The sequence below is a fragment of the Sphingobacterium mizutaii genome, assembly GCF_900187125.1.
GTDB lineage: Bacteria > Bacteroidota > Bacteroidia > Sphingobacteriales > Sphingobacteriaceae > Sphingobacterium > Sphingobacterium mizutaii.
In genome coordinates this window covers 1,878,278-1,904,413 of sequence record NZ_LT906468.1, presented here as the reverse complement: position 1 = coordinate 1,904,413, position 26,136 = coordinate 1,878,278, and the positions used below count along the sequence as shown (strand labels likewise).

General features: G+C 32.7%; 16 protein-coding genes. All 16 read right to left on the bottom strand.

What is annotated here, in order from left to right:
• Positions 1–1,139 precede the first annotated feature (1,139 nt).
• The 16 genes from CKW03_RS08095 to CKW03_RS08010 all read right to left on the bottom strand — a co-directional run bounded on the left by CKW03_RS08095 (position 1,140) and on the right by CKW03_RS08010 (position 25,703).
• On the bottom strand, positions 1,140–2,510 hold the full coding sequence (locus CKW03_RS08095) for a glycoside hydrolase family 140 protein (protein WP_093095666.1): 1,371 nt from the start codon (positions 2,508–2,510) through the stop codon (positions 1,140–1,142).
• Between the two features lie 277 nt (positions 2,511–2,787).
• Positions 2,788–4,470 carry a hypothetical protein gene (locus tag CKW03_RS08090; protein WP_093095664.1) on the bottom strand — a complete coding sequence of 561 codons (1,683 nt, stop codon included), beginning with the start codon at positions 4,468–4,470 and terminating at the stop codon, positions 2,788–2,790.
• A gap of 394 nt (positions 4,471–4,864) precedes the next feature.
• Complete coding sequence (locus tag CKW03_RS08085) at positions 4,865–5,359, bottom strand: hypothetical protein (protein ID WP_139185418.1); 495 nt, start codon at positions 5,357–5,359, stop codon at positions 4,865–4,867.
• A 759-nt stretch (positions 5,360–6,118) separates the two neighbouring features.
• Complete coding sequence (locus tag CKW03_RS08080) at positions 6,119–6,499, bottom strand: response regulator (protein ID WP_093095662.1); 381 nt, start codon at positions 6,497–6,499, stop codon at positions 6,119–6,121.
• The gene (locus tag CKW03_RS08075) at positions 6,492–7,469 is read right to left on the bottom strand and encodes a histidine kinase dimerization/phospho-acceptor domain-containing protein (RefSeq protein WP_147120810.1); all 978 of its coding nucleotides are present in this window, start codon (positions 7,467–7,469) and stop codon (positions 6,492–6,494) included. The genes CKW03_RS08080 and CKW03_RS08075 overlap by 8 nt, the downstream gene beginning before the upstream one ends.
• A 194-nt stretch (positions 7,470–7,663) precedes the next feature.
• Positions 7,664–8,014 (bottom strand): response regulator, encoded by a 351-nt coding sequence (locus tag CKW03_RS08070; RefSeq protein WP_093095659.1) that lies wholly within the window; start codon positions 8,012–8,014, stop codon positions 7,664–7,666.
• A 662-nt stretch (positions 8,015–8,676) separates the two neighbouring features.
• On the bottom strand, positions 8,677–9,498 hold the full coding sequence (locus tag CKW03_RS08065; protein ID WP_093095657.1) for a helix-turn-helix domain-containing protein: 822 nt from the start codon (positions 9,496–9,498) through the stop codon (positions 8,677–8,679).
• An 864-nt stretch (positions 9,499–10,362) separates the two neighbouring features.
• Complete coding sequence (locus tag CKW03_RS08060; protein ID WP_093095656.1) at positions 10,363–10,866, bottom strand: RNA polymerase sigma factor; 504 nt, start codon at positions 10,864–10,866, stop codon at positions 10,363–10,365.
• Between the two features lie 3,563 nt (positions 10,867–14,429).
• A complete protein-coding gene (locus CKW03_RS08050; RefSeq protein WP_093095653.1) occupies positions 14,430–16,121 on the bottom strand; it encodes a PepSY-associated TM helix domain-containing protein in 1,692 nt (563 codons plus the stop codon).
• A gap of 8 nt (positions 16,122–16,129) precedes the next feature.
• Positions 16,130–16,405, bottom strand: coding sequence for a hypothetical protein (locus tag CKW03_RS08045; RefSeq protein WP_093095652.1), 276 nt, complete (start codon positions 16,403–16,405; stop codon positions 16,130–16,132).
• Positions 16,406–16,832: 427 nt separating this feature from the next.
• Positions 16,833–18,053: a DUF4374 domain-containing protein gene (locus CKW03_RS08035; RefSeq protein ID WP_093095649.1), complete on the bottom strand. Its 1,221-nt coding sequence runs from the start codon at positions 18,051–18,053 to the stop codon at positions 16,833–16,835.
• Between the two features lie 25 nt (positions 18,054–18,078).
• On the bottom strand, positions 18,079–20,352 hold the full coding sequence (locus CKW03_RS08030) for a TonB-dependent receptor (RefSeq protein ID WP_236736441.1): 2,274 nt from the start codon (positions 20,350–20,352) through the stop codon (positions 18,079–18,081).
• A 147-nt stretch (positions 20,353–20,499) separates the two neighbouring features.
• Positions 20,500–21,192 carry a hypothetical protein gene (locus CKW03_RS08025; protein ID WP_093095647.1) on the bottom strand — a complete coding sequence of 231 codons (693 nt, stop codon included), beginning with the start codon at positions 21,190–21,192 and terminating at the stop codon, positions 20,500–20,502.
• Positions 21,193–22,800: 1,608 nt separating this feature from the next.
• Entirely contained in the window at positions 22,801–23,034 is a 234-nt protein-coding gene (locus tag CKW03_RS08020; protein ID WP_093095646.1) for a hypothetical protein, read from the bottom strand.
• 285 nt (positions 23,035–23,319) lie between these two features.
• On the bottom strand, positions 23,320–24,831 hold the full coding sequence (locus tag CKW03_RS08015) for a PAS domain-containing protein (RefSeq protein WP_139185416.1): 1,512 nt from the start codon (positions 24,829–24,831) through the stop codon (positions 23,320–23,322).
• 434 nt (positions 24,832–25,265) lie between these two features.
• A complete protein-coding gene (locus tag CKW03_RS08010; RefSeq protein WP_157739437.1) occupies positions 25,266–25,703 on the bottom strand; it encodes a response regulator in 438 nt (145 codons plus the stop codon).
• Positions 25,704–26,136 lie beyond the last annotated feature (433 nt).

The window sequence follows — 26,136 nt, the reverse complement described above, 5'->3', positions numbered from 1 at the left end:
TTTTATTATCAATCTTACCCAATGGAAAGGGACGTTCATTGGGTAATTTTGTTATATTTGACAAGTTCAATTTTTTACATTTGATCAAATAAGGCTACCCAATAACTTTTTCGTTATTGGTTTTTTTAATTATTATCCTTAACTTAACCTTTGCAATATGCAAACCTCTCATAGGTTTTTAATCTCAGGTGGCTCAGTGATTTTATTGCTGAGCTTTTTATTGCACTTAGGTCATGTAGGCTTTCTTCTCCCCTAACTTTATCCATATTCAAATGGTCATGAAAAAATTCTTGATTTCTAGTTCCAAACTATATGTGTTTATTGGCCTTTAATAAAGAAAATTAATAAAATTCATCTTTCTCCCTGCATTACACTTTCACAAATGTCCAGCTTATTCACAAAGAAAAAACACATATATTCTTAGTTAGGTAGAATCATGCGATAGTACATGCCGAGCACACCTAGCTATGGACTCCTCAAAAATGCTCTACTCCAAGGCTAACTTAAATTGCCCCATACTGAACTTGGCTGAAAAAAGAATTTTGCTTGGGCTGCTTGGCCGAAGGACGCCAACATTCATATTATAATTGATGATTTGAGATTCTATCTTTAAAAACCACTAAGACCACAACCTATTGACGCTCCTTTTAATTGACTAAAATGATAATTTTAATTCGCGACAATGAAGATATAATTTTTATCTAAATCAAATCTTTAATTGCAATTTTCAACGTTTTTTAGTAAATTATGATAAATCCTCTATACAACCATTTAAAGGAAAATCAAGAAACCTGATGGGATATTTCCTATCAGGTTTTTTTGAGGTTAAGAAATCAAATGTCAATAGATTATTGGATAAATTTTACATTAGTTTCGCAAATTACCCTAATTAATAGGATGTGTTAATTATCAATTTGCTATAACCTCCTGAATAAGAAATTCGTTTGGGTATATTTCTGCTTGCAAAACATAATAAATTGTTCAACACGTATCCAATGTTAGACTAAAGTGAAAATAACTGCTTATCAATGACTGATATTATATAAGATTATCAAAATACTTAATAATCCCTATTTCCTCTAAGAAATAAACCTCTGGAACGACCTAAAGATTAAATCTACTATAAGCCGATCTATAGGTTAAAAGTCGAGCACCAGAATCCAATCATTTCCACGTCCTCTTGAAGGAGCAGAGAATTTGGCAATGTCATTTCCTTTCAACTTCTTTTTAGTCAGCCAATTACCATTGCGTGGGTTATACCAGACAGTCTCAATCTCAATTCGATCAAGTACGGGTAAATTCAAGATCACATCCGTACCATTGGGTAGATAAACCATAGCGAAATCATTTCCCGTTGAAGCAACTGTCCAATCAGTATCTGCTCCATCAGTATTCAGAATCAATTCTGGAAACGGTTTCATTTGGTTAGCTTTTCTCGAACCTAGGAGATTACGTGCATGGATGATATCCCAAGCCCCTTCTAGATCTAAATCGTCAGTCCAAAAACTTCTTGCAAAACCAACGGGTTCATTGGACTCATCACGCATTTGCCAGATCGAATGGCATCCGTATGTATAACCAAACCCACCAGAAAATATTGACCAGTATAGCGACTGCCTCACATCCACATCATCGAACCAACCTAATTCATTAGGGTTCCAGTTAACAGGATGATTTTCATACCGAGGTTCTGCATCCATGATAGGTTTTACAGGTACGCGATGATAATCAGGCACTAAGATACGCCTATAAATTTCTGATGTGCGTTTGGCATGGCCAGTCTGAACCATATTAAAATCCAACCAATCCTCATTATGAAACCATTCAGCAGAACTTCGTTCACCTATTGGGTGATAGGTCATTAAATGTTCGTTATCCATCGATTTAATACCTTCCGCCATGGAGCACCAAATATCAAAGTTTTTCCCGCCTCCAGACCTATCACCTCCCATTATCCATATAATGTTAGGGTGACTTTTGTATCTCTGGCCCAAAAATTCCCCATATTCAAAGGCATTTTTTTCAGTGAATATTTCTGGACCTATCCCCCATTTTTTATCAACCTTATCACCCCAAGTTGGTAGCAGACCAATAAAAAGCCCCTTTTCACATGCACGTTCCACAACCCAATCAATATGTTTAAAATAATTCTCGTTGGGGTGACTAGGATCTCTTCCTAAAAGAGGTACATTCCCCTCACTATTTGGAACAACCAATCCATCTAATTCCGCAAGAATTACCGCTTGAATTACCGTAAATCCTTTCTGTCGCCGATTTTCTAAATACGTTTCCGTACTTTTCTTATCAAGTCGATGAAATAATTCCCATGCAGTATCACCAAAATAGGGAAAATGGTCCCCATCTTCAAAGGCCAAAAATCTCCGGCTAGAATCTACTACTAATTTACCATGTGAGAAATCAACGGAAGGTCCATTCCATTTAATTTCTTGAGCGAAGATGGAAGGTAGTATCGATAAAGTTGATATAATGAAGACAAAATAGGTTTTCATGGTTTTCAAAATATATGTTTAATTCTAGCGGAAAAACTTTCTAATTCAAATAACGGTAAGATTCGTGTAAACACAACGTTGTTAATATTTATTATCTAAAGATTTTCTGAAGACTGTTAATGAAAATCCTTTGTGATTCGCACGAGGGTCATAAGTAAGCTAAATGCTGAAATCCTAAAAAAGTAGTTGGTTCAATTCCTCCATTTGACCAATTTTAAGAAATGAGCTTGAATTAAGACCATACAAGGGGGCTTCTTTTTTAGATATGTTACTTATATTAAATACCAGGAAAGTATTTGGAATCTGTCCCAGTACATTCAATTATCCCTTGCAATAGGCTTTTCCAAACCACCTTGAAAAAGGGATGATTTGGATTTCGATCATAATCCACCTGAGCTACATGGAGTTTACCATTTGCATCAGGGTTACTGTCGTTGATAAAGAATTTATTGGCAATAAATGATAAGATCCCTTTTTTACCTCTACCCTTACCTGGATCCTTAAGTAATTCAACTTTCAGATGGTCATATTCAAAAATGAATTCCCCCCAATTCTTGGTGTCATTTCCTTCCATGTCAAAGGTAATTGCTTTTAAATTGCCTTCCGTCAAACGAATGTTGAGAAGTGGTTCTAAGATTCTGTTATACCCTGAAACCTTCATGGCAGATAATTTGCCTGCATAAGAATAATTACCGATATCGCTTAGCATGTCAAAGGAAAATTGGACTTTCAGCTGACCTTGACCATAAACACTTCCTTGCAAATCGGCATTCATATTTCTATTTTTACGTAGGACAGATCCTACATTACTAACATTCTGAAATGTCCCGCTGATATTCTTGAAATCAATTTTCCCCTCTCTGAAATATTTGTCACTAATTTGCGCATAACTCAGATCAATGTGGCTAACCTTGACACCCTTAATGGAAATGGGAACACCGACCTCAAGTAATTGCTGAGCAGGAGATTGACCAATTTTAGAGACATTTTCCTTTTGGTATCTTTTATCTTTTGCTAGTTCAAATAGGCCCCCTTTAACATGCATACTGTCAGCCTCAAAAATCTTTCCCAACAAAAGCTTTTGGCTATTTACACCAGAAATATGGATAGAATCGATTTTCATATCGATCCTTGGCTTATTGAGTTTATCCTGCTTGGCAAAATTCTCCAAATTTAAAGTAGGCTGAAGCGCTAAATTACCAATATTCATCATTCCGTCCTGAGAACTAAACCTGAAATCTTCTATTCTAAATTTATAGGGAGCTCTCTTCAAATCGGTAGTGAATTCTGGAATATGAATTGCAATGTCCTTTGCATATAAAATACGCATGCTGTCTTTGAGAGATTGTTCATCAAGCAAAAATTTCGTCACAGTCAGATTTGCCCCATTGACAGTAATTGAATTGCTCTTTTCATTATTTAGATTCACAAACTCCAAATCAATGGAATTCACCCGGAATTCATCTAGAGCAATGGACTTAAAACGATTTTTTATCCTATCATAAAGATTTTTCTCTGATTTATCCATGTTGTACGAACGACTCCTTAAAATAGCTTTACACTTTAATGAATCCAGCTCAATAGAACTTATTTGGATTCTCTTCTTTACAAAAATATCCCAAAGATTCAAGCCGCTTACTCTCAAACTATTTGTTCTTCCTTGAAATCTGGTGTTTGGAGCTTTCTTGGAGATGTCCAGATTCTTGTAAATAATACTGTCGTGGACAAGCCTTACATCCTTCAAAGACAAATTACCACCAGCAATGTTTAGATCCAGATCGCTATATTTTATGCTGTAAAGACCTTTCGAATATTCGGCGATAGTATCCTCCAACCTTTTACCTAGCAAAGGTTTTAACTTATGAGAAACAAAATATGATCCGACCAACAACAATAAAACCAGAGTCGATAGAATAACGATGCTGATTTTCCAAATTTGCACTTTTTTTTTGTTCCTCATCAGATAAATAACAAGCTAAATGAGGATTTTGTTTGTGTTGCAAGTTGAGAGGTGCCTGTTTTTACAGAATTGGTACAGTTCAATCAAAATAATAATCCATGATTAGACGGTTGAAAATTTTCATCGTTATATTCATCAGCAGCAACCTCCTTGGTAAAACTATGGAGCGCCTAGAAAATGCGGAAAATGTCGGAGGTTGAACAATTCCGGATCTATTGGATAGCGACCCTAATTCAAAAAACCCAGACTCAATTAAAGAGCCTGGGAGGTACTAATTATGTTTCCAAGGATAGAATAAAATGTTAAGTGTCTTCAAAAAAGGCAAGGGGATTAGGAATTAAAACATTCTCCTAATGCAAAAGCTCCCTGTTACTAGAAATCAAACAGCAACTTATCAATTGGCGTAAATTCCGGTTTTGTCCAGATAAATTTCTTTTCTTCCATTTTGGAAAACCTCATTAATTGGAACGAAAACATCAATAAGATCCTCTCGATAACCTTCCAATAATAATTCTATACTTTCTGGACTAACCTTATACATCGTATAAATTGCATCATTGTCCAGAAAACTGATGTCAGATTTGAGCATGTTGACCTGAAAACTATTAAATAATTCATTTGCTGAATCCCTATCAACTTTGACAAGGTTTTGTGCTGCAAGATCATACCTCTCCATTTCTTTCTCTAATTTATCAGCATATTTTTCTGTTAGATATTTTAAATACAAATTTCTATCCCCACTTCGCAAAGCTTCATTTCTATAAGCAATTTTCTCCGGTGAGATTTCAAACTCGTATAGTTCAGGACGTTCTTTATAATGAAAATATTCGTTAAAAATTTTCAATCTTTCATCTAAGGTCATATGTTTTTCATTAATTTCTTGCTGCAAATTAAATAATATTAAATCAATATTATTGAAAATTATAGGATTGGAATAAGAAAACTTAATGAATTGTTCAAATTGGATCCCAAGAACCCATATAATCATTCATTTCGCTTTGATTAATGGTTGGTTTTCATTACAGAAGATTGGACGTTACTATATATAACGAAAGAATGGGGATGATTTTTTAGCGTTAATTTCCCGCTATCTGTGATCGATAATAATTTTGATTTCTACTAATTCCATGCATCAGCGTTTATTAAAAGTTATTAGTCTATATTTCATTTTAATAAATATTTATGATTTAACAAACTGTAGCCCAAATTGAAACTCTAAATAAAAATTTGACTTATCTTTTATTTCAATAAGCGTTCAATATTCTTATTCTAGGGTTAGGTTAAATATGAACCGCTTTAAAAAAAAGTCAGTTTGACCTTTTCCCATTTCAATGGTTTCTGGTAATTTATAAAATTTAGATAGAGTAAGATCAAGCACTTTAAAGTTACTACATAGTACCAGAAAAATGGAGTGATGATTTTTAGCATTTCAACAAAACTATAAGAATGCGTAAAATATCAATCAACTATCAGCTAGGTAGTCAACCGAAGGCCCCTCAATAAATATTATGTTATTTCTCAAACGACACTGGACTCTTAAAGATTCATGGAAATCAAAAATAAGGCAAAATCCCCCATAAAACCTCCATTTGAAATTAAAAATAATTTGCCCCCATATGACTTATTTTATCAACAACATTTACTATTCCTAACCCAGAAAGGTTCTCAATCTTTCCAATTCATTGAGCCTTACAGGTTTTGTTAAATACTCCAGGACCATTCCATTTTCCATGGCCATTTTCCTATCCGATGGACTTAGGGACGAACTGACCATAATTACAGAAACCCTTTTGCATAATCTATGCCTTTTAAGCCCTTCCATCACTTCCCATCCATCCATGATCGGCATCATGATGTCCAAGAAAACAAGGTAGCTATGGTCATGGTCTTGTTGAAGGTCTAACCAGTTTAGGAACTCTGACCCATTGAGAAATTTTTCGAAAACATTTCCCATCTTTAGGTATTCCAACATCTTTTCCAAGAGAAAGGATGAGATTTTGTCGTCATCAACCAAAATGATCCTAAACATCTTTCTCTCCTTTTTGCTCTTCTCGATCAACTATCTGACGTATTATCCTATCCAGTTCATTTGCTGAATCTAATAAAGCATCAAGTAAAAATTCGGATCGCTGATCATGGCTACCTTCTCTCCTGAGGTGTTCAGCCAGGCCGATGATGCGGGCAAGGGGAGCCCTAAGTTCATGGTTATGGAGAAAGTACATTTCCTTTAGTATATTTTGGTCCTCATGCTGCTTGGTAACATCTATTGCAGTACCATGGATACCGATGCACGCGTCACCCAAATGATCTGGTTTTCCCACCACCTTAAGCCGCCTCAATTTTCCACTCTGGGTCCTTACGGAAACAAAAGTCTTAAGTATCCTCTTGTTTCTAATTGCTTCAAAGAGCTGTGCCATGAATAAAACTTCATCGTCAGCATGGAGATAAAATTGTTTCACGTTTTCAAAATTTGGCATAAACTCTTTTCCTGTCTCAAACAGCTCATTCATACCAACCGACCATTTGATTGTTCGTTTCTCGATATTGATCCACCAATTTCCAAACCTTACGTCAAACTGCGCCTCGCTCAGGAGTCTCCTGTCTATAACATAGTCAGTTACATCAATTAATGAACGAACAATAACCAATACTTCTCCATCCTGATCAAAAACAGGGAAATGGGTTATTTCGAAGTATTTCACATTTTCAATTGATGTCTTCTTTTCATGGGGATCTAACCAGGTCTTAATTCCCCTGGAAACAAACCGTTTCTCCTTGAGGACTTCATCAAAAAGTGTTTCCCATTCCAATTCGTCAATAAATTCTGAAATAGGGAATACAGAAAAAAAACCTTTTGAAATCACATGCTCACTATTAAGATCGACCAAGTCGAGGTACGCCTCATTGGCGTCAATGATGGTGAATTCAGGTACATTGGGAAGAATGATCACGCAGGGCACTCCCAGCCATTTGAACAAGTTCGAATACTCAAAATTCAATATATTGCTTAGTTATGTTAATGGATATATATCTTAAAAAATCATTAGAAAGCATATCTTCTAAAACTAAGGAAAACAATTCCTAAGGAAGTTCCTCCAAGCCTTATTTGTAAATTAATATTGATAAAACCGCTATTTGAACGCGACAAAAAAATATTTACAAATAATAATCAACAAAAATTAAACCTCTGTGGTTAAAAAGGCAAAGCAGCCATAAAATCGCAGATATCAAAGGGTTTTTCAATAAATGCATTGGCTCCCGCTAACATGGATGCTTCTTTTCCATTGTGCGATGCCGAAATACCGAGAACAAATACATTGTTTAAAATTTCAGATTTCCGGATTAATCTTATTAATTCAGAACCCGAGACAATTGGCATCTCAATGTCACAAATTAGAACATCAGGACGGATAGTAAGCATTCTCTCCAATGCCCTTGTACTATCCAATTCAGCGATTAACTCAGCTCCTGTCACCGAAAGAACATCCATAATAGCATTAAGGACATGAATATTGTCCTCACAGATAAATATTTTCTTGTTCATATCCGTATGAATAATAAAAAATAAAATGACGCATGGCGATTATTTGTTATCATATATGCACCTAATAATTAATTATAGTTTTTGAAGTATTTATCAATTTTACTTTTCTAAACCATCAATCGCGTAAATTAGTTAAATCGCAAATTAACCATTACCTAATAACTATTGATAATAACAAATTGCTTAAATCAAAATCTGCGTCAAAAATTACTTTTCAAGTAAACAAAATTAAATTGCTTATCAATGTATTTATATTCAATTTTCCAGAATAGTTAATTGATTTTCCGAAATCTGTACGCCCTAAGAGTCTTTTCATGAGCTCGGGAATTCAATTTGAGATTTTTTGTAAGATCCGCAATATAAACTTTTAACCTCTATCAAATCATATAAGCCCCTTAATTACCTTAACTAGAAAATACTTTACTTCTCTAAATACCTAATTGATTTCAAGATAACATTGCAATTTCATTTGAGAATTGTCGACAATTAGACCTAAATTATTTCACCTATTAATAGAAGATGAAAAGTTAGGTGGCATTTTTCATACAAAATTTTGGCCAGAACGGGATGTTAAAGCCAATTAAAATAAGTATTTAGAAAAACAATAAACATATTTCACATAAAAATTATGATATCGTAAAATAAATCTATCAGGCTAGATTTTATAAATGGGGCTGGCCTCCTAGCATCCATTTTCTATATGTAGAAGGTGGATTTCCATATATTTTTTTAAAGTACATGCAGAATCCGTTGGGTGAGATGAAACCCAATTTCTGCGAAATTTCCTTAATAGATAATAATGGATCTTCGAGCATTTTTTTTCCTAGATCCATGATAAATCCATCTATTATTTCTTTAGGAGTACAATTAAGGACTTTTTTCGTAACGGATGACAATGTCCTTACGGTAATGTTAAGAGACTCTGCATAGAAATGAATTCCTTTATGCCTTGTTGAGTGGAGAGAAACGAGTTTTTTAAATTTATCGGCAATATTTACGTACGTCACTGAGACCATATTGACTTCAGTATCGTCCATCCTCCAACTTTTTTGCTTTTCAAATGTATGCTTCAAATGAAGAACGTTGTTTTTTAATAGGTTAGATATAATCAAATACCTGGATTCCTCATCACTTCGCTGATAGGTTTTGATCATATCATTCATAGCCCTTAAGTGTTGGAACTCCTTTTTGGATATTCGGAAATAATGGACATCACTTTCCCTGCCTTTAAAAATCGCTTCTATATGACTGTCTTGGAATAATGCAATATCAAAAAAGAAATACTCGGAAATAGGACAGATACTTTCCCTTTCAAGAATGGGTGGACAAAAGATCCTAGAGTCGAGCACATATTGGGACGGAGCAGTTTCCAAAATTTTTGAAACCTCAAGAATATCATATGTAAGGAAAGTAGCTAGATTACTGTCCTCCATTTCAATCAGGTCTTTTCCATTTACCAGAAAACATAGGTTCTTTTTACTCATAAACAGGCTAAACTTAATTGCTAACAAAAATTTAACCAAAATTGATCTTTAATATAAAAGTCCAGTCAATCCTCCGTATAACATATCACCAAGACATGATAACCTTACCAATAGTTTGAATAGATTTCTAAGTTGAAAAATAGAATGCAGTTAAGATTTTTAATTGATTATGGGGTTTAAAATTTATCCAACATTAAAAATTGCACCAGGATATTATCATGGAATTAGAATTTTATTTAGATTTATTATAAGCATTTTTTAAGTAGGACAATATTAAGATATTTTAAAAGAATGAACCTGGACGTATGGCTCAAAAAATTAAATAATCAATAAACCCAAATTGATAATGGTTATTAGTTTTGGAAATCAACTATGACTTGAGCAATTAAATAACGTCAAACATTTGCTGAGATTTAAAGAATCCGACCTAAATTGAAATCATATTAAATGAAATCAGAAATTTATATGTTTAGGCTTGGCTATTTGACTATAGAAGTATAAACTATGGTTATGTTTAGATATAGCTAATTACACTACCAGAGTTCTTTTAAAGAAAATCCAAAACCATTTCATTAAAAATGCTGTTTTCTTTAGAAATAATGATGTATTTGACTCCAATGCCACCTAAAACCCCAAAAATAGGTGGCATTTTTTATAGAACTTGCACATGGTGTTAGTTTTTTTTATTCCTAGTCCCATAAATTAAGATAAATATATAATCGTAAGGTTTTGTCTGATTTATGCGATATGGCAGAAATATTAAATTTCAATCCAATGAGAAACTATTAATTTAGTTAAACCAAATTATCAAAAATTATAGAGACATACCTGCAGCGACCTATTTTCCGTCTTGACTAAGTGATATTAAGTTTGCCTGTAACTTTTTAACCTCTGCTTCAAAAGTTTCCGTGCAGTGTGTATTCGAGTCTTTATAGTTCCTTCCGGCAATCCTAGGTGGTCGGCGATTTCATAGTATTTATACCCTTCAAAAAACATCATAAATGGTATGTAGTGTTTTTCTGGAATCGATCTTAAAACCAAATTCAAATCTTCTCTCATAAAATTATCTAAGCATTTGTTATTGCTTTGTTGCTTTAATGTTTCTCCAATAGATTGAACTTTTGACAAGTAATTTTTTTCTAAAACCTTTTTTCGACACCCATTAATAAAAATGTTCTTCATAATAGTATAAACCCACCCTAACAGGTTAGTATTCTTTTCAAAGCTATCCTGGTATTTCAAAACTTTAATCAAGGTTTCCTGGAGTAGATCTTCAGCTTCTTCTTGATCTTTGGTAAATTTGTTCGCATATTGTAATAGGGTGTCTGTATGAATCAACACCTCATTTTTAATAAAATTTTTGTTCATGATAAAAAAGATTATTTAAACCTGATGCAAAACATCCCTTGACAGGGATGGTTTTGATTATTCAACACTAAAATTAAACTGCACGTACAAATTCCAGTCAAAAAAAGTTTTTAAAGGTTGTATTGTAAATACTTTTGCAATCTATGTGCCAAAAGAAAAAACCTGCAGTTCAATCCCTTCTTAAGCTTTGATAATATGAATAACATTATTCATATTATCATTTGTTAACAGAGAATATTGCCAAGGAAGAAAGAGGGTAAAATGAGCAATCTTATTAACTTGATAAACGATTATCCCTTCAATGATAAAAAAAGGTATGAAACAAGTCTGATTTTGATATTGGTCGAAGTTAGGAATTAAGACGATTATTATTAATTGACCACTTAATTTTTTTAATAATTAGACCGTGGGCAAATTCCACCACCAGGGTAAATAAAAGATCGCTAGAGGATAGAGTCAAAAAACAAGCAGGAAATGGAGTAATCATGGCACTTTCCTAAGCTTCAAATAAATCTCCCTGGACAAAATTTTATCCGATTTTAGAGTACTTACCCTATCAAATTACACCTTACACAAGTATTGAAAATACTTGTATCAACAATTTTTTGTTCAGGAATTCCCGAATTCCAATTATAAACTTCGTTACCCTAAATAAATAGATTTAGTATTTCCCGTTTTTCAATGAATTATTAACAATATTAAGGAAATAGTAGCCATTGGACTACACGGTTAAAATACTATTTAGGCTTGTATAGAGTATTCTCTTATCTTTCTTAAATTAATAAAGTTTGAATTCACTATAAACATAATTTAGTAACTCTTTGAAACTCCATCCCAAATGGTGTGTTTCAAGGTTTCTTCAGCCCAACAATGGTCCAGGTGTTGGGCTTCTTTGTATATTTTTATTAACTTTAATGACTTAATCGTTTATCTGATTAAGCTCTGTTTCGACCCAATGGATAGGAACTCCATTGGGTTTTGTTATTTATTTCCTATATTTAATAACGTTAATTATATTATAATTGTTGGGAAACCAATAGCGTCCCCTGCTGTTGGTTTCTTTATTTGAATAATAATTTATATCTCATATTTTCTTTGATAATATATGATTCTTAAAATGCAAGCATAATGTTATGCTAACTTACAATAGATCTGATTATCTTAATTCATTGAAAACCTTCCATCATTTTTTTTCTGATACCTTTAAATGACATTCATATTTGTAGTTTATTGTAAGTCATGCCCAATGGAACAGGGTGATCCATTGGGTTGAAATTTGTTATATGTCTCCTTGCCATTTCCCCAAGGTTTTTTATCTTTGAAAAAGATAAGGCAGATAATATGCCGATATTCGGTTTGAATTCCCAGTGGAGAGGGAAAACCACTGGGTTTTTTATTTTATGTTGATACCTCTCAAATGTCGAGCTCTTAATCACCTTACCCTCTGCTCTTTATGAACACAATCGTTTTCACCAAGTAGCCTCATGATACTGTCCAATAATTTAAAGCGTATATTATTTCATAATGGAATTAGTAGGCTTAATTTTATGATTAAGCTAGGACTCATCTTAATATGATCATAGTACTTTTCTTATTTCATTTATTTGCCTTATCTTACTTCCATATAAGATTATTCCATAGTCTCATAAGTACCAGAATTGTTTTTATTAACCCAATAGATATATTTCTATTGGGTTTTTGTAATTTATCTACATCTTTTTCATTTAATCCCCCATCAATTGATAAGATTTAACTAGAAACATTTTCAATAGTTAGAAACTTAACAACCCTTCACCTACAATAGGACATTTTGAAAGTATATTTTTTGCATCTAGATAGTGGCAAAAACCCCAGATTATCATATTGAAATTTGAAAATAAAAATACTTTTTAATATTAATGGAGTAATGGAAAAGATTGGATTTGAACTTATTTCACATGCCAAAAATTTCATAGGTAAATTTCCCTTGAACAGATTAAATGATCCTTGTACATTCAAAAAGATTTTTTAAACAGGAACTATTACCATTGATACCATATTTAAGTATTTCTTTAAGAATGTTTATATTGACCGCTAGTTAATGCTTGGTAGCTCCTATCGCAGGAAAAATCCAAAAAATATCCCAAAAGCTTATGAGATGCAAGATGATTACCTGATTTTTAAATGATTTTTCGGTTTGATTTAATTAACCCAATTATACACATATTCCTCTTAAATCCTCATATAGTTTAAAACTTAAATTGAAATTGGTGAAAACCTATATGTACACTCAATTTATTAATTTTGACAAAAAAAGTATGATTCCTAATCGATCTGATCAATTCTTAAAATTGTTCAAGCCTTGTTATGTCTATTTCTGTACTGTTTCTTAAAATACACTTCAATTTGGGGATTCAGTTGATTTAAATTATCTTTTTATACAAGTTTAAGGTTTATAAAAAAAATGGAAAAACTATAAAAACCAAATAAATCAATAAAAATTCATCTGATTGCTCAATTTTAGAAATATCATGAGACGTTAAGGTTAATACCTCTTTTCCTTCGGGAGTAAAGGAATCGAATTCTTCAAATTATTTGCGATATATTGAGAATTTCTCTAGATTAAAACGTGATGATTTATTACAGTCGCCAACAATCTCACTCATATAAAATCAAAAAAGAAATATGTGGAAATCCTTCTCACCATTTACTCTTGGAAAAATATGTAAAAGAAATATCCTATCCCATTTATGGACCTTATAATTTACAGATCACAAAATAGACTCCTTCTTTATCATAAAATTTCATCGCTCTAAATTCTGTATACCGAGAAATATCATGAATCATTTCCTCAAGAAGAATAGAGTTAACATTTGAGTTAATTTCTACCGGTCTAAATTTAAAATTTCTTTCCTCGTATCTTGTTTTGTAAAAATCATTAAGGAAATCTATTTTTTGTTTCTTTGAACCATTTACAAACATCTCAGTATATTTTGATGCAATTTTATAAAATAATTATCGATTTTTACTTCGTTAACAATTACTTAATGTACTGATGTTTAAACATGTAACCTAGATTGTTGATTATCAATATTATTATTTTTCAATTAAATCACTTTAAAAAAATCACGTAAGCTACACTTTATCATCAAGAGATAAAAACTCGAATTTTCTAAAACCTATTTGGATTTCAGATTGTTATATCTATTAAATTAATTTTAAATAAGCAGTACAAAATCAAATATTAGCCCAATCAATTTCCCCGGCTAGATCATAGAGCTGGGGCTGCCATAGGTTGTTTAAAAACAATTTTACTGCTTTTTTATTCCTAGAAATAGTCAAATTCCTCAAATCCAAATTTAACCCGAAAATTGGTAAGGATAATATTCTATTATCTTTTTTAGTAGTTTCATTAAAATCCCTAAAAAAATATCATAACAGAATTCTAGCAAAAGCTGGCAATAAGCATATATTAAATTTTGGATTCTCAATTAACTTTTTTAGCTGTTTTAATTGTAGGAGAATGGAATTTCGAGCGCAAGTTATTAGCTAATAATCTGTAAGGTAAAAATAGTTTTTTTGCCTTATTTTGCCTTCCGACTTAAATTGTATTGAACTGGATGCGAAACATCTCCAACCCTTTTCGAGGACAGTAAATACATGAATACAGATAAACTTACTATTCCCAACAATAACCATAGAAAATCTACAATGAACAAATCCATCTTTCCACTTATGAAATTATCCCAAAACCAACATCCGGTTTTTATTCCATTAACAATGGGTACTAGTATGGCTGCGACAGCCCCTAGAAACAAGGTTTCTCTATTCGTCCGGTTCAAATTCCTGCGAATGATATAGTATAGAGAAATTATTAGCCACGATCGAAAATAAAATGCATATATAAATTCCTGTGTAACAGGAGAGGCTATTTTTATGGCAATAAAAGTAAAAGCCGTGACAGGCAGCATACTCAAACAAATGGACAAAAATACATTAGCGGCCCAAAAATTAAATTTTCTCTTCCTTGGGATCACATTATTTTTATCCCGGGCTACTAACCATATCAATATCCCGGATACTATCACTAAGCACCCCAAGACACCCAATATAAAATAGACAGCTTTTACAGGATATCCTCCAAAATCCCCAAAATGTAAACGATAAATCAAACTACGGACTCGATTGATGTAGTTAACATCTGTATATGGAGATTTTTCTTCCAAAACCTTATTATTGAGAACCTGAATAGCCAGAATGCCTGAGCCAGCAAAACTCCGGTTATAATGCGGTTCAACCTCAATTACTAGGTACATATTTTCATCTCCAAAATTCTTGATGCTTATACGTTTATATTCACTCAGGGGCCATTTTTTCTTGGCTTTTTCCAAATAATCCGACAGCCTAAACTCTTTTTCCAATTTTTTATAGCTGTATTCTAATGGATAAGTATGGATGGTTTCTAAATCCTCATACAATTTATCGGTTTTCTCTTCATATAAAACGTTGGCAAAAGGGGTAATTAATACTGTATTTATGATCAAAACCACCCCAGTAACCGCAAACATGAATTGATAAGGAAATCCAATCACGCCCAAAGCTGTATGCATATCTGTCCAAACTGTTTTCCATTTATTAAACGGACGGAAAACAAAAAAATTTGAGACAACTTTATCCCAATGGAGCAATAATCCAGTGATTAGAGCAAATAGAAATAGGAAAGATGTAATTCCAGCGATTAAATATCCAAAAGGAGCTATTCCCACTCGAATAGGGACCTCATTTAATTGAGCCAAAAAATGTAGGCGATACAGGAATTCGCCCATATCATAGTTTGCCGAATAGTCACCGGTTTTATTATGTATAAAATCATGATTTAAATACTTACTATCATCATCTCCCCCACGGCCGCGCCTTCCTTTGCCTTTACTAGCTCCTTCCGGTTTCTTCGCTTGTGCAGCTAAGTTTTCCTTATTAATAATTGTATCCTTAGATGCACTAAAATTAACATATCCCTTTGCCCCATTTTGTTGAAGATAAAAGATAATATCTCTACCTTGTAAATTGTAACCATTGGAAACAGAATCTAAAAAACCACTGTATTGCTGAGCTTCAACTTTTTGATTATAAAAACTGATATTGTTTTGCCAGGCTGAAATTTCCTTTTTGAAAAATGAAAATGAACCTGCAAAAAAAATAACATACAAGAGAGCACAGATGATTATTCCTGAAATGGTGTGTGTATTAAAATAGATATTATAGTTTCTAATTTTCATTTTGAGATTTACTTGATTAAAAATGGAAGATAAAATAGTGTTGCTAGCAGAAGATATAGAAACCATATTTTCCAACCATTTTTAGCTAAAAAAGCAATTAAAAGTAACGTGGCCCACAATATGTAACCTGTAATGCCTGCTGTAACAATGACATTCTTCTTCTCAAAGAGATAAGTCAAAAACAAATGAAAGCTAATCATCACTAAGTATCCACCAATAAATCCGGCGGAAATTTTTAGAAACCGTTGGAACGGACTACTTAAATATTTTTTATTTGCTGGCATGGCTTTATTGTGATGATATATAGGTAAAGGTTAGTTCAAGAATAAGGCAAAAAATAATTAGAAAAAGCACATGTTTATACTTAATGTATTGATAAGGAAAAAGCAAGACTACTAAACTGAGTAGTCCCATACAATAAATTATCCAGGCAAAAATACCCGCCCCAATACCTTGTAGACAAACAATGAATAGTAGACTAAAAATCGTTAGTATTGTGCATATAATTTGAGCTCTCCTCCTATTGGATACTATTTTTTCGAGCCATGCTGTACGCCTAGGAAACTTTACCTTTTTACTCGTATTAAACCAAATAAAAGCGGCAACTAAGATCATTCCTAAAATAATGCTATACATAATTGATAGAGAATAATATTGCCCATCTATAAATTTTAGTCCTTACAGATAGGCAATAAATGGTTGATAATTAGCTTAATTTAAATGTTCTATTGCGGTTAATGTACCACCTTCAATTTTTAGACCTTGTGTTGCTGTTGCTGAATTTACATCCACTTTATATACATAACCTATTCCAGAAGTTAAGTTCACACCGACATAGCCAAATCGGCCAGCTCTATCTGAATAATTATTATCTGTAATTCCCTTAACATCTGTAGTCTTTGGTAATCCGGTAACTGCTTTCCAAGTTTTTGCAGATACATCAAGAACACCAATAATATTTCCTATATTGTATGCACCTTTAGCTTCTTTAGTATTTGAAAAAGTAATGAACTTGTTATTCCCAACATATAACCAGTTAGTAATATTTAATCCGCCGGATAGCTCTTCGAAATTGATATAAAATGATTTGTCAAATTCTGTACTTCCTGAATTAATTCTCGTTACTGCCGAAGGTTTTGTACTGTTCATAGTAGCATTTGTTCCCATAGATGTTGCTACAGATGCAGAGAACGCATATATATCTCCATTTTCTACAAGTTCCAAACCATCCGTAAAATACCTTCCAATAAAGCTTGTTCTATCATCTTTAATAATCTTCTCAAGCTTCATGCTTGGATAGGAATAAACTGCTACCCAAGCCTGATTAGGATAATCAGTTCCAAAGGTCGCTGAACAACATCCCTTTACAGAAAAATAAGGAGCGTAGACCTTTGAACCTACTTGCTTAATCCAACTGAAGAAAGCAAGTTCACCATTGTTATTTAACTCCGCTGTATTGATATTCCCTTGGCTGGAAATGTTGAGCGTGTTTGTATTAAACTGATACCAGTTCGTTACTGGATTAGTAATACTTCTTGAAATCTTCATCATCAAGATATCATCATTTATTGGAGCAAATGCTTGTACTGTTTCCGTGACCGAGTTTGCTAGCTTGGTCAGATTACCATCCAGGATATTGTAAACCGTAACAGCTCCAGGATTCCCTTGTCCATAAAGCATACTAAAAAACTTGTTGTTATGCGTAACATAGTATCTATAGGTTCCGTCTTGCTCAACTCCTCTGCCTGCAGTGGATACCTTGCCGGTATCTAAACTACTTGTTGTAAGTAGATAATCTGCAACACCAGTTTCTGCAACAGGTGTCACAGCAACAATAAAATTACCCTTCGCCGCAGGTTCTGTTTTATCCTTTGTACAAGCAACAATGGTACTTAGTGTAAAGGCCGTGAATAATAAATTTTTAATTTTCATGTGGAATTATTTTTTAATTAGATTGTTATTTTTTATTGATAAAGTATCGTAGATTCAGATAGAATGCTCGTCCTGGTTTTTGCATACTAAAATTGTCATATAATCGCTCGTTCGTAATATTTCTTGCTTCAAGCCCTATATTATATCGGCCTTTTTTAAAGCTGTAAACAATATTAAAATCATGACTCAACTGTTGAGGAATCGTATTTTTGGTCTCTCCTCGACTAGGCCAATACAGATAAAAATCATGAATATATTGTAGGTTGTATCCGGTTTTAAGCATATCTCCAGAACCAGAAAAAACTGGCAAATGAACGTTTAGATCTAGGTTCCCAAATAAGTAAGGTATATTAGGCATTTGATCTTTATAAACTGGGCTCACCTCAGTATACCCATTCTCATATTTCTGCATATTCTGCAAATATTGATAGGTCCAGCTTGTAGATGCTGACAACCATTTTTTATGGAAATATTGCAACTCAAAATCTGCACCTAATGTTCGTACTCCTTCACGGTTATCAGCCATGTACTTACTCTGATTCTGATTTAATCTCTGGTAAATAAAATTCTTGGAATTTCTATATAACACCCCGGCAGTGATCCCAAAATGATCGTCCCTATCTATATCAAATTGATACATAATACCAAAGTTGATATTATTGCTGCTCTCAGGTTTTAGATTTGTATTCGCGTCTTGGTTTTCCACGTCCCCAAACAATTCATATGGCGTCGCCATTCTGTTGGTCAACTCATAACTTGCCTTCAATTGTAAGTTGGTATCTAAGAAATAGGATAACGCAGTTCCGTAACCGAACCGACTTGAATTGACAGAACTTGAATTACCATTCTTATTATTTTGAGATAAAAATTTTCCAAAAATATTGGCACTCCAACGTCCCTCTTTATTTATTTGATAGCCAAAACCTAATACATTCTTTTGTGATAGCTTGGCATATTCATATTCATTGTTTTGAGGATTTAATTCATCGGAACCACTTCTATTGAATGTGTTGAATACATTATTGATCGTAAAAACATGCTTATCACCTAAATTATAATTTGCGTTTGCCGTGATAATACCATCCCTATTCTTGTATTTATACAGTGTCCTTGAACGCTCTCCTGATGTGGATGGAAGGTCTGCATATGTGTCCCCAAACCAATCAAATCGCTTTGCAACTGTGTCTATAGTTTGTTCCGTTCCCAGGTTTATATTCGCATTCAACATAACATCTAATCCCTTGATAAGGTTATTCTTGCTATATCTCAAACTCGGCATTACAATATTTCCTTTTCGATGCCAGGCTCCAAATACCGACTCCATCCTGGCGCCAGTTTGTATATCTTTATAGTTATGACCAAGGGTAATCCCAAATACCAACCGATCTGCAAATGATTTGTTAACCAAACCAAAATTTGCAATGATAGATTCGTTATGAAATTGATCATGAAATCGCTCTACCTCAGTATCATTTGCGTAGTTGTCTCTCCTGTTATTATGCTTTTCAATGAATACTTTGTAATTGTTGTCAGAATAATTCTGAAAGGCATTTAATTCAAAGGTTAACCCACTCTTATTCGTTACTGCTGTATTGATTGTAGTCCTATGGGTATTGAATGATCCATATGAATAAGAAGCATCAATATAATTCCTGTTAGATTTATTAGTTACTATGTTTATAGCACCTCCAAGTGCATCTGATCCTAACCAAATTGGAACTACACCTTTAAAGACTTCAATATTCTCCGCTAAATTGATTGGAATGGTGTTCATTTGAAAGGTGGATCCCATGTTATCCATTGGCACGCCATCAATAAAGAAGCGAATATGATTTCCTGAAAATCCATTTATTGCTAAATTCAGATTTGACCCTAGTCCTCCTTGTTCTCGGACACGTACACCAGGCACTTGATCTAAAGCATCAGAAATATTTATTGTACTGTTATAATACTTTTTAGCATCAATGGATGTCACGTTAAAGGCCATGCGATTGGTAATCTGAGGCTTGTTTAAACCAGTCACTGGTACTTCTTCAATTTTTTGGGTTTTTTCAAAAAGTAAAATATCAAGATGATTATTTCCCTCTTTAATCTCAATCTTCCTCTTAAAGATATCATACCCAATCGCCTTAGCTATAATCTCAAAAGAGCTATTTTTGATTTTTTCAATTTTAAAATTGCCGTAACTATCGGTTAGGACCGTATGCCCCGCTAATCGAATAGTAACACCTTCAATGGTTCGATTATGATTATCCCTAACGGTCCCGGTTAGGCTGAAGTTACTCTGTGAGTGGACCATATTGCTTAAGAGCAAAAATAAGAGTAAGATAAGCTCTCTGCGAAATCGATTAAGCACTTGTATATTAAGATTAATATCAGTGATTAACAGCGACGTTAAACCAAATAAATTCATTTGTTAAGTTTTTAGAGATTCGTGCTGTTTGTGTTAGTTAACAAGAATTAATGAAGTGTTTGTGCTCCAATGCTTATCGATGGATTTGCTACACCTGTTTTTCTTTGTATTCTCCGTTTCGGCAACCTCGTACTTTCCGGCTTTTAGAGATTTAAAGCAGATCTTTCCTTTGCCATTTTCTTTGAACTTTTTAATCCATCCACTCGGAAATACCACATCTACTTTAGCCTCTAAAAATGGTCCATCTTTGGGTTTAATGTCTTGGAAAACATCCTTTACATAGTGATACTTTGGTTCAATATCTAAAGTCGACGATAGCTCGGTAAGAGTTGCTGACTTTCTCCTTTCTTGAATTATTAAATTTACAGTAGATTCAGAAGCTGATGTTCCAAAGACTTCTTTTGCTGGATGTCCAACCTCAAGGATATAAACAGCTTCTTCCGTTGGAGAAATAGTTGCACTAAAATAATCTGGATGTTCAGTTGCTTGGATTGCTGTTGTTTGCTGGCTTGGTGAAATTAGATATAATTTAAATTCGTGAACATCTGAATGCCAATTCTCGATTGGGTCAATAAAATTATGAATGAATTCACCGAAATAAACTCTAACATTTTGGGTTTTATTCTTCTCGCCAAAAGGTGTTGTTTCAATCCACAGGGAGTGGGCACTAACCATTTTAAATCCGAAAATGGCAAAAAAAATAATTAATAATTTTATGGTTTTCATGTTTTATAAGAATTTGTCGTTCTGTAATTTTTAAAAAAAATGCTTTGGCATTCTTTTACGTTTAATTGTTAATTATCTGTTCTCTATTCTTCATTGAGATTATCAATAATCGATCTGAAGAATATGAAAGGACAGCATACGACAAATTATCAAACAGCTATAGATTTGTTTGAATTTTCCTATATTGCATGTCCTTCCATAATTGCATGTTGAAGGTCCCATACGAATGAGTATGGATTCTTAAACTAGTTACCGCTGGTTTAAGAAGGCGTCATACGAAGATTACCGTCTTACGTATGGCGCTCTTTTGTTTAAATAGGAATTGTATCATTCTTATTTTACATTCAAATTACCTAATAAATGAAACAATTGTTTTTATTTAGACCAATTATAAACAGTTGCAAATATAAAGTATTATTTCAGCAAAATTCAAATATTTTTTACGATTTATTAAAATCTAACGAGAGCCGTAATCCGTTAAAACTATAGAATTTTGGGAGTTAGAATAGATGAATAGATATAAGACTAATTAATCCTAAAGCCTTATGGCATAATTTTATTAAAACAATACACATTAGGTTTAAATGAAGAACTATGCGGCAAATTCCATTCAGTTTATCAATAATCTGAAACTTTGACAAGATGAAAGTAGAGGATTGAAATCAAAGATTATTTTAAGTTTTGCATATATTACCTACTTAAGTTGTCCAGTTTTTGTTTAATCTTATCAACTAACGGGAATATAATTAAAATAGATAGGACTTTTTACTAAAGATATTATGTTGTATTTTTTCTATATTTAAATCTTCAAAGCTTTCTGATTATTTCAGTTTAGGTCCAATATCAATCCAGTTATTGGACCTTTATTGTTGTTTTTCTTTAACCTTAAAATATATGTGCATTAATAACCAATTATTTCAATTGAAAAACAAAAGAAGTTAGCCTTTTTAGATTCACCTGAAATATCAAGAATTAATCAAAACATTACAAAAATACCCAATATAAACACTGAAAGTTCCTATTACTATTATTACCATCCATGATCATTATTTTCTTGAATTTTTTCCATCTTAGCTCCACATCAATCATGTAATTAAATCTAGTTTTTTACCAACCTTCAGGGGCCAATAGTTATTTTCATATGGAATAAACACGTGACAATATTTTTGCTAATGGAAGTGAAGCACCTTCATTGGGAACTATTAGCTAAGTAATTAGATAAATTTTTATAATTGAGATGGTCTACTTAGGATCTTCAAAAAATCACTATATATTTTAGAATATATATTCTTTGAAAGTTTGAAGTTTATATTTGATAACGAGTCGAATAATGACCCATACCACTATTATTACGAAAATATCTTGTCCAAAAATATGAATGGAGCCATAATCGTTTTAAATTCCGTCAGCAGATTATTTAATAAAATGCATGAGAAGACCGAATACGATGAGAAAAGTTCCTATGAACAAAAGAGTTGCTTTACAATTCCTATATAAAAATCTTTTCATTCCAATAAATGTAATACCTACGTTTTAAAAATCCGAAGATAAATATTCTTTTTTAAACTATGTTAAATATTCACTATAATTCATAAAACATAAGTTATTTCACAGAAGTGGAATACTCTCTCCATTTCGCTGCATGGACTCTTGAAACCTATGAACTTCAAATCTAATTAATTCTGGCCACTTTCCTAAACCTTCAATTATTAATTTTTCCCCTTCTAAGGATCCTGCTAACTCCCCTATTTTCAATGCTTGAATCTGTAAAATATCCAAATAATCTTGGTTTGGAGGGGAGTAAACCTTAGAAAGATTTTGACCCTTATTGTAATTTTTCATAACTAATTAATAGTTTTATTAATGGTGATTTCTTTGCAAAATAAATAATTGCGAACTGATTATCAATTTTTTTGCAAAAAAAGCAAAAAATATGGGGCAATGGTGAAATTTAACCAACACACACCTTAGCTCGCTAGTAAGAAAATTCAAATGGTATCTTTATACTTTGATATACAAAAAAATTGAAAATTACCCTTGGTAAAAATGTAACACCCTCATATTTTTAGAGTTATTTTATGGAAAATATCCATCAAAATAGTAAGCCAACAAACTCTTCTTTAAACATTAAGCCACGTAATTATCAGGCATTTTGATGACTAGAATATAGTTCTGTGAATCGGGTTGTAAAAATTTAATTGACCCACCTACGGATAATACTTGGTGCTTAGCTATGAAAAAATCCACGGTCATTACTTCTTTTAATTTTTCTGCCGCAACATTATAATTATATGGATCCATTTCAGATTGGTTATTGGATTTGATATGGAGTTTCAGTGTTTTTTCAGATTCGTTAAACAATAGCGATGCCCTATTCTCACTACCCGTTTCCTTTATGCTGCACAAAATGACATATTTAAAAAGAGTTTTCAAATATTTCATTGGGAAAAAAAACATTGTGCGTTGTGATTGTTTAATAATATTGAAACCACTACATTTTATTTGCTTTTCCAATTCATTTACAGAGTCCTTAAAAATAGAATTAACTTCATTCCATTTAAACTTATGATCCAAGGAATCCAAACTTTCCAAAAAATCAATCATCCTACCTAAATGATTTTTGAATTTGTTACCACTCAATAAAATCATGTCTAGGTACTTCCGATCCTGCCTAGACTTAGTGCCAGTTTTTAATTGTTCGGTAATCATTTCAATATTTGCAAGAGGCGACCTTAAATCATGTGCAAGCACTTGGTTTATCGTTTCAAGCTGTTTAATCTTTATTTCCAATTCAAAATTTATTTTTTCAAGGGCCGAATTCTGGAATTTTAATTTCTTCTCAATTTCCTTGAAATCAGAAAGATCCTGGATTTGACAAATAAAATAAGTTACCTGTCCGTCTTGATCTTTTACAGAAGAAAAAGAAATTAAGCACCATAAGTATTTTCCATTTTTAGTACAAACCCTAGTTTCAACAACAGCTTTATGAACAATTCCCAATCTTAAATCCGTAACTGCGACCATTAATTCCTTAATATGGTCTTGATGGATGTAATCAGAAAATCCCTTGTGCCGGAAAGTCTTTTCATCCTCCATCCCTAACATTTCCAAAAGAGCTCGGTTCTGTTCGACAATTCTCATTCTTCCGTCCAACAAGAGCATTCCAATGGAAGAATGCATAAAAGCTTGATTGAACTTCTCTTCTTCCATTTCAACCTCGTATTGAAGTTCGATCTCTTTGGTAATATTAGAAATAACAACCATCACTTTTCCAGGAAAGTTCTCCATAAATCTAGTCTTCAATCTGAACCAACTTCCCTTAAAAGCCTCTACAGGCGATTGATAAATTATTTGGTGACTCTTCTTCGTCCTGATGGTCTTTTCAAGTATATCCACCATAGTTGAGGCAAATTCTTCCGGAAAAAGGTCTTCAATCGGAATGTTCAAAATTCTATCACGGTCAAAAAAAAGTTCCTGTGGTTGAAGAGTCCAAGAATCCAAAATTGTACCGTCACTAGAGACCACAAAAACTATATCATCAAAGCAGGAAATAATTGATTCTAGCTCAAGGATCCTCTCCCTTAATTTATAATTTTCTAGACTATAATTTTCATCTTTCATAATTTTTGGAATTTCCACGGAAAAGCAAAAATATATAAATTTTCAGATTTAATGCCAAATTCGGGCTATTCTAACGAACGTTTGGTCCTTTCCATAGAAATAAATAAGGGTTAAAGTTTTAGTTCAAAATCCCTCCAGAAAGTATTTCTTTTAAGGAATATTAACCAGAACGAGATTAAAATTTCAGATTGTATTCAATATCAAATCTAATAATCAATTCATTCAGCAGTACCTCAGGGTTCCGATGGTATCTCAATTTTATACAGAGAATTAACAAAGTGGCTAATTGAAGAAAAGTCAAAATGATCATATGATTAATTACAACAAATCACAAACATTATTTTAAAATGAATTAATTAATTATAGAAACCAAAAGAGAAGTGTGTTGAGAATCTCTTATCTTAACCACTATTTAAACCAAATCTTATAAACTTTTAATTATTCTGTGCCATTCAATTGGACACATTTAATGCTTGAAAAAGTTGCTCTGCGGTAAAGGGTTTTGTCAAGTACCTCTCTATGTAAGGAATTTTATTTGCACGAGCTAGGTCTTCCTGGCTTACAGAAGAACTTACGATAAGGACCCTTGGTACATCGATTCCAGCAAAGATTTTCATGCTTTCAAGCTCTTCCAAAAACTGCCAGCCATTCATTAGTGGCATATTAATATCCACTAATAAAACATTTGGAAACGCGACTCCCTTGATATGGAGCGCATTTAGATGGTTAAGAGCAATAATTCCATCTGAAAAAATTTTCAGGTCAATCTTCATGTTGGTAAATGATTGAATCATTTTTGAAACAAGGAAGCAAAATATACTATCATCATCAATCAAAATAATTTCGAAAATCTTTTCCTTTTCTGCCGATAACTCTGATTTTTCCATCATTAAACACATTAAGTCTTACCAATTTTTTAATAAAAATGACTTTTCAAAAACTCATTCTTTTCTAATTTATAAAGTTTTAAATATATTGAATTCTTACGATACATATATTAAAGAGAAGTTAGGACAAAAGATCCAATGAAATATTAATCATTATTTCACAAATTATAACTATACTTTTTTGTTCACAACCTCTGTTCTCAATAATGGAAATGTTAACAATACCTCTGTAATTTTATTTATATTTGTATAAATAGCTAGTTGCATAATTTACATTTGGTAGGACCCAATGGAGTAGTCCATTGGGTTATTTTTTATAATTTAATTTCATTGGTCTTTTATATTTATTATATTTAGGCTCCTTTAGAACGACATACTCTAAATATTACGCCTTAGCCTGACAATTCCTCGATCTGTCAGGTTTTTTTTATGTATC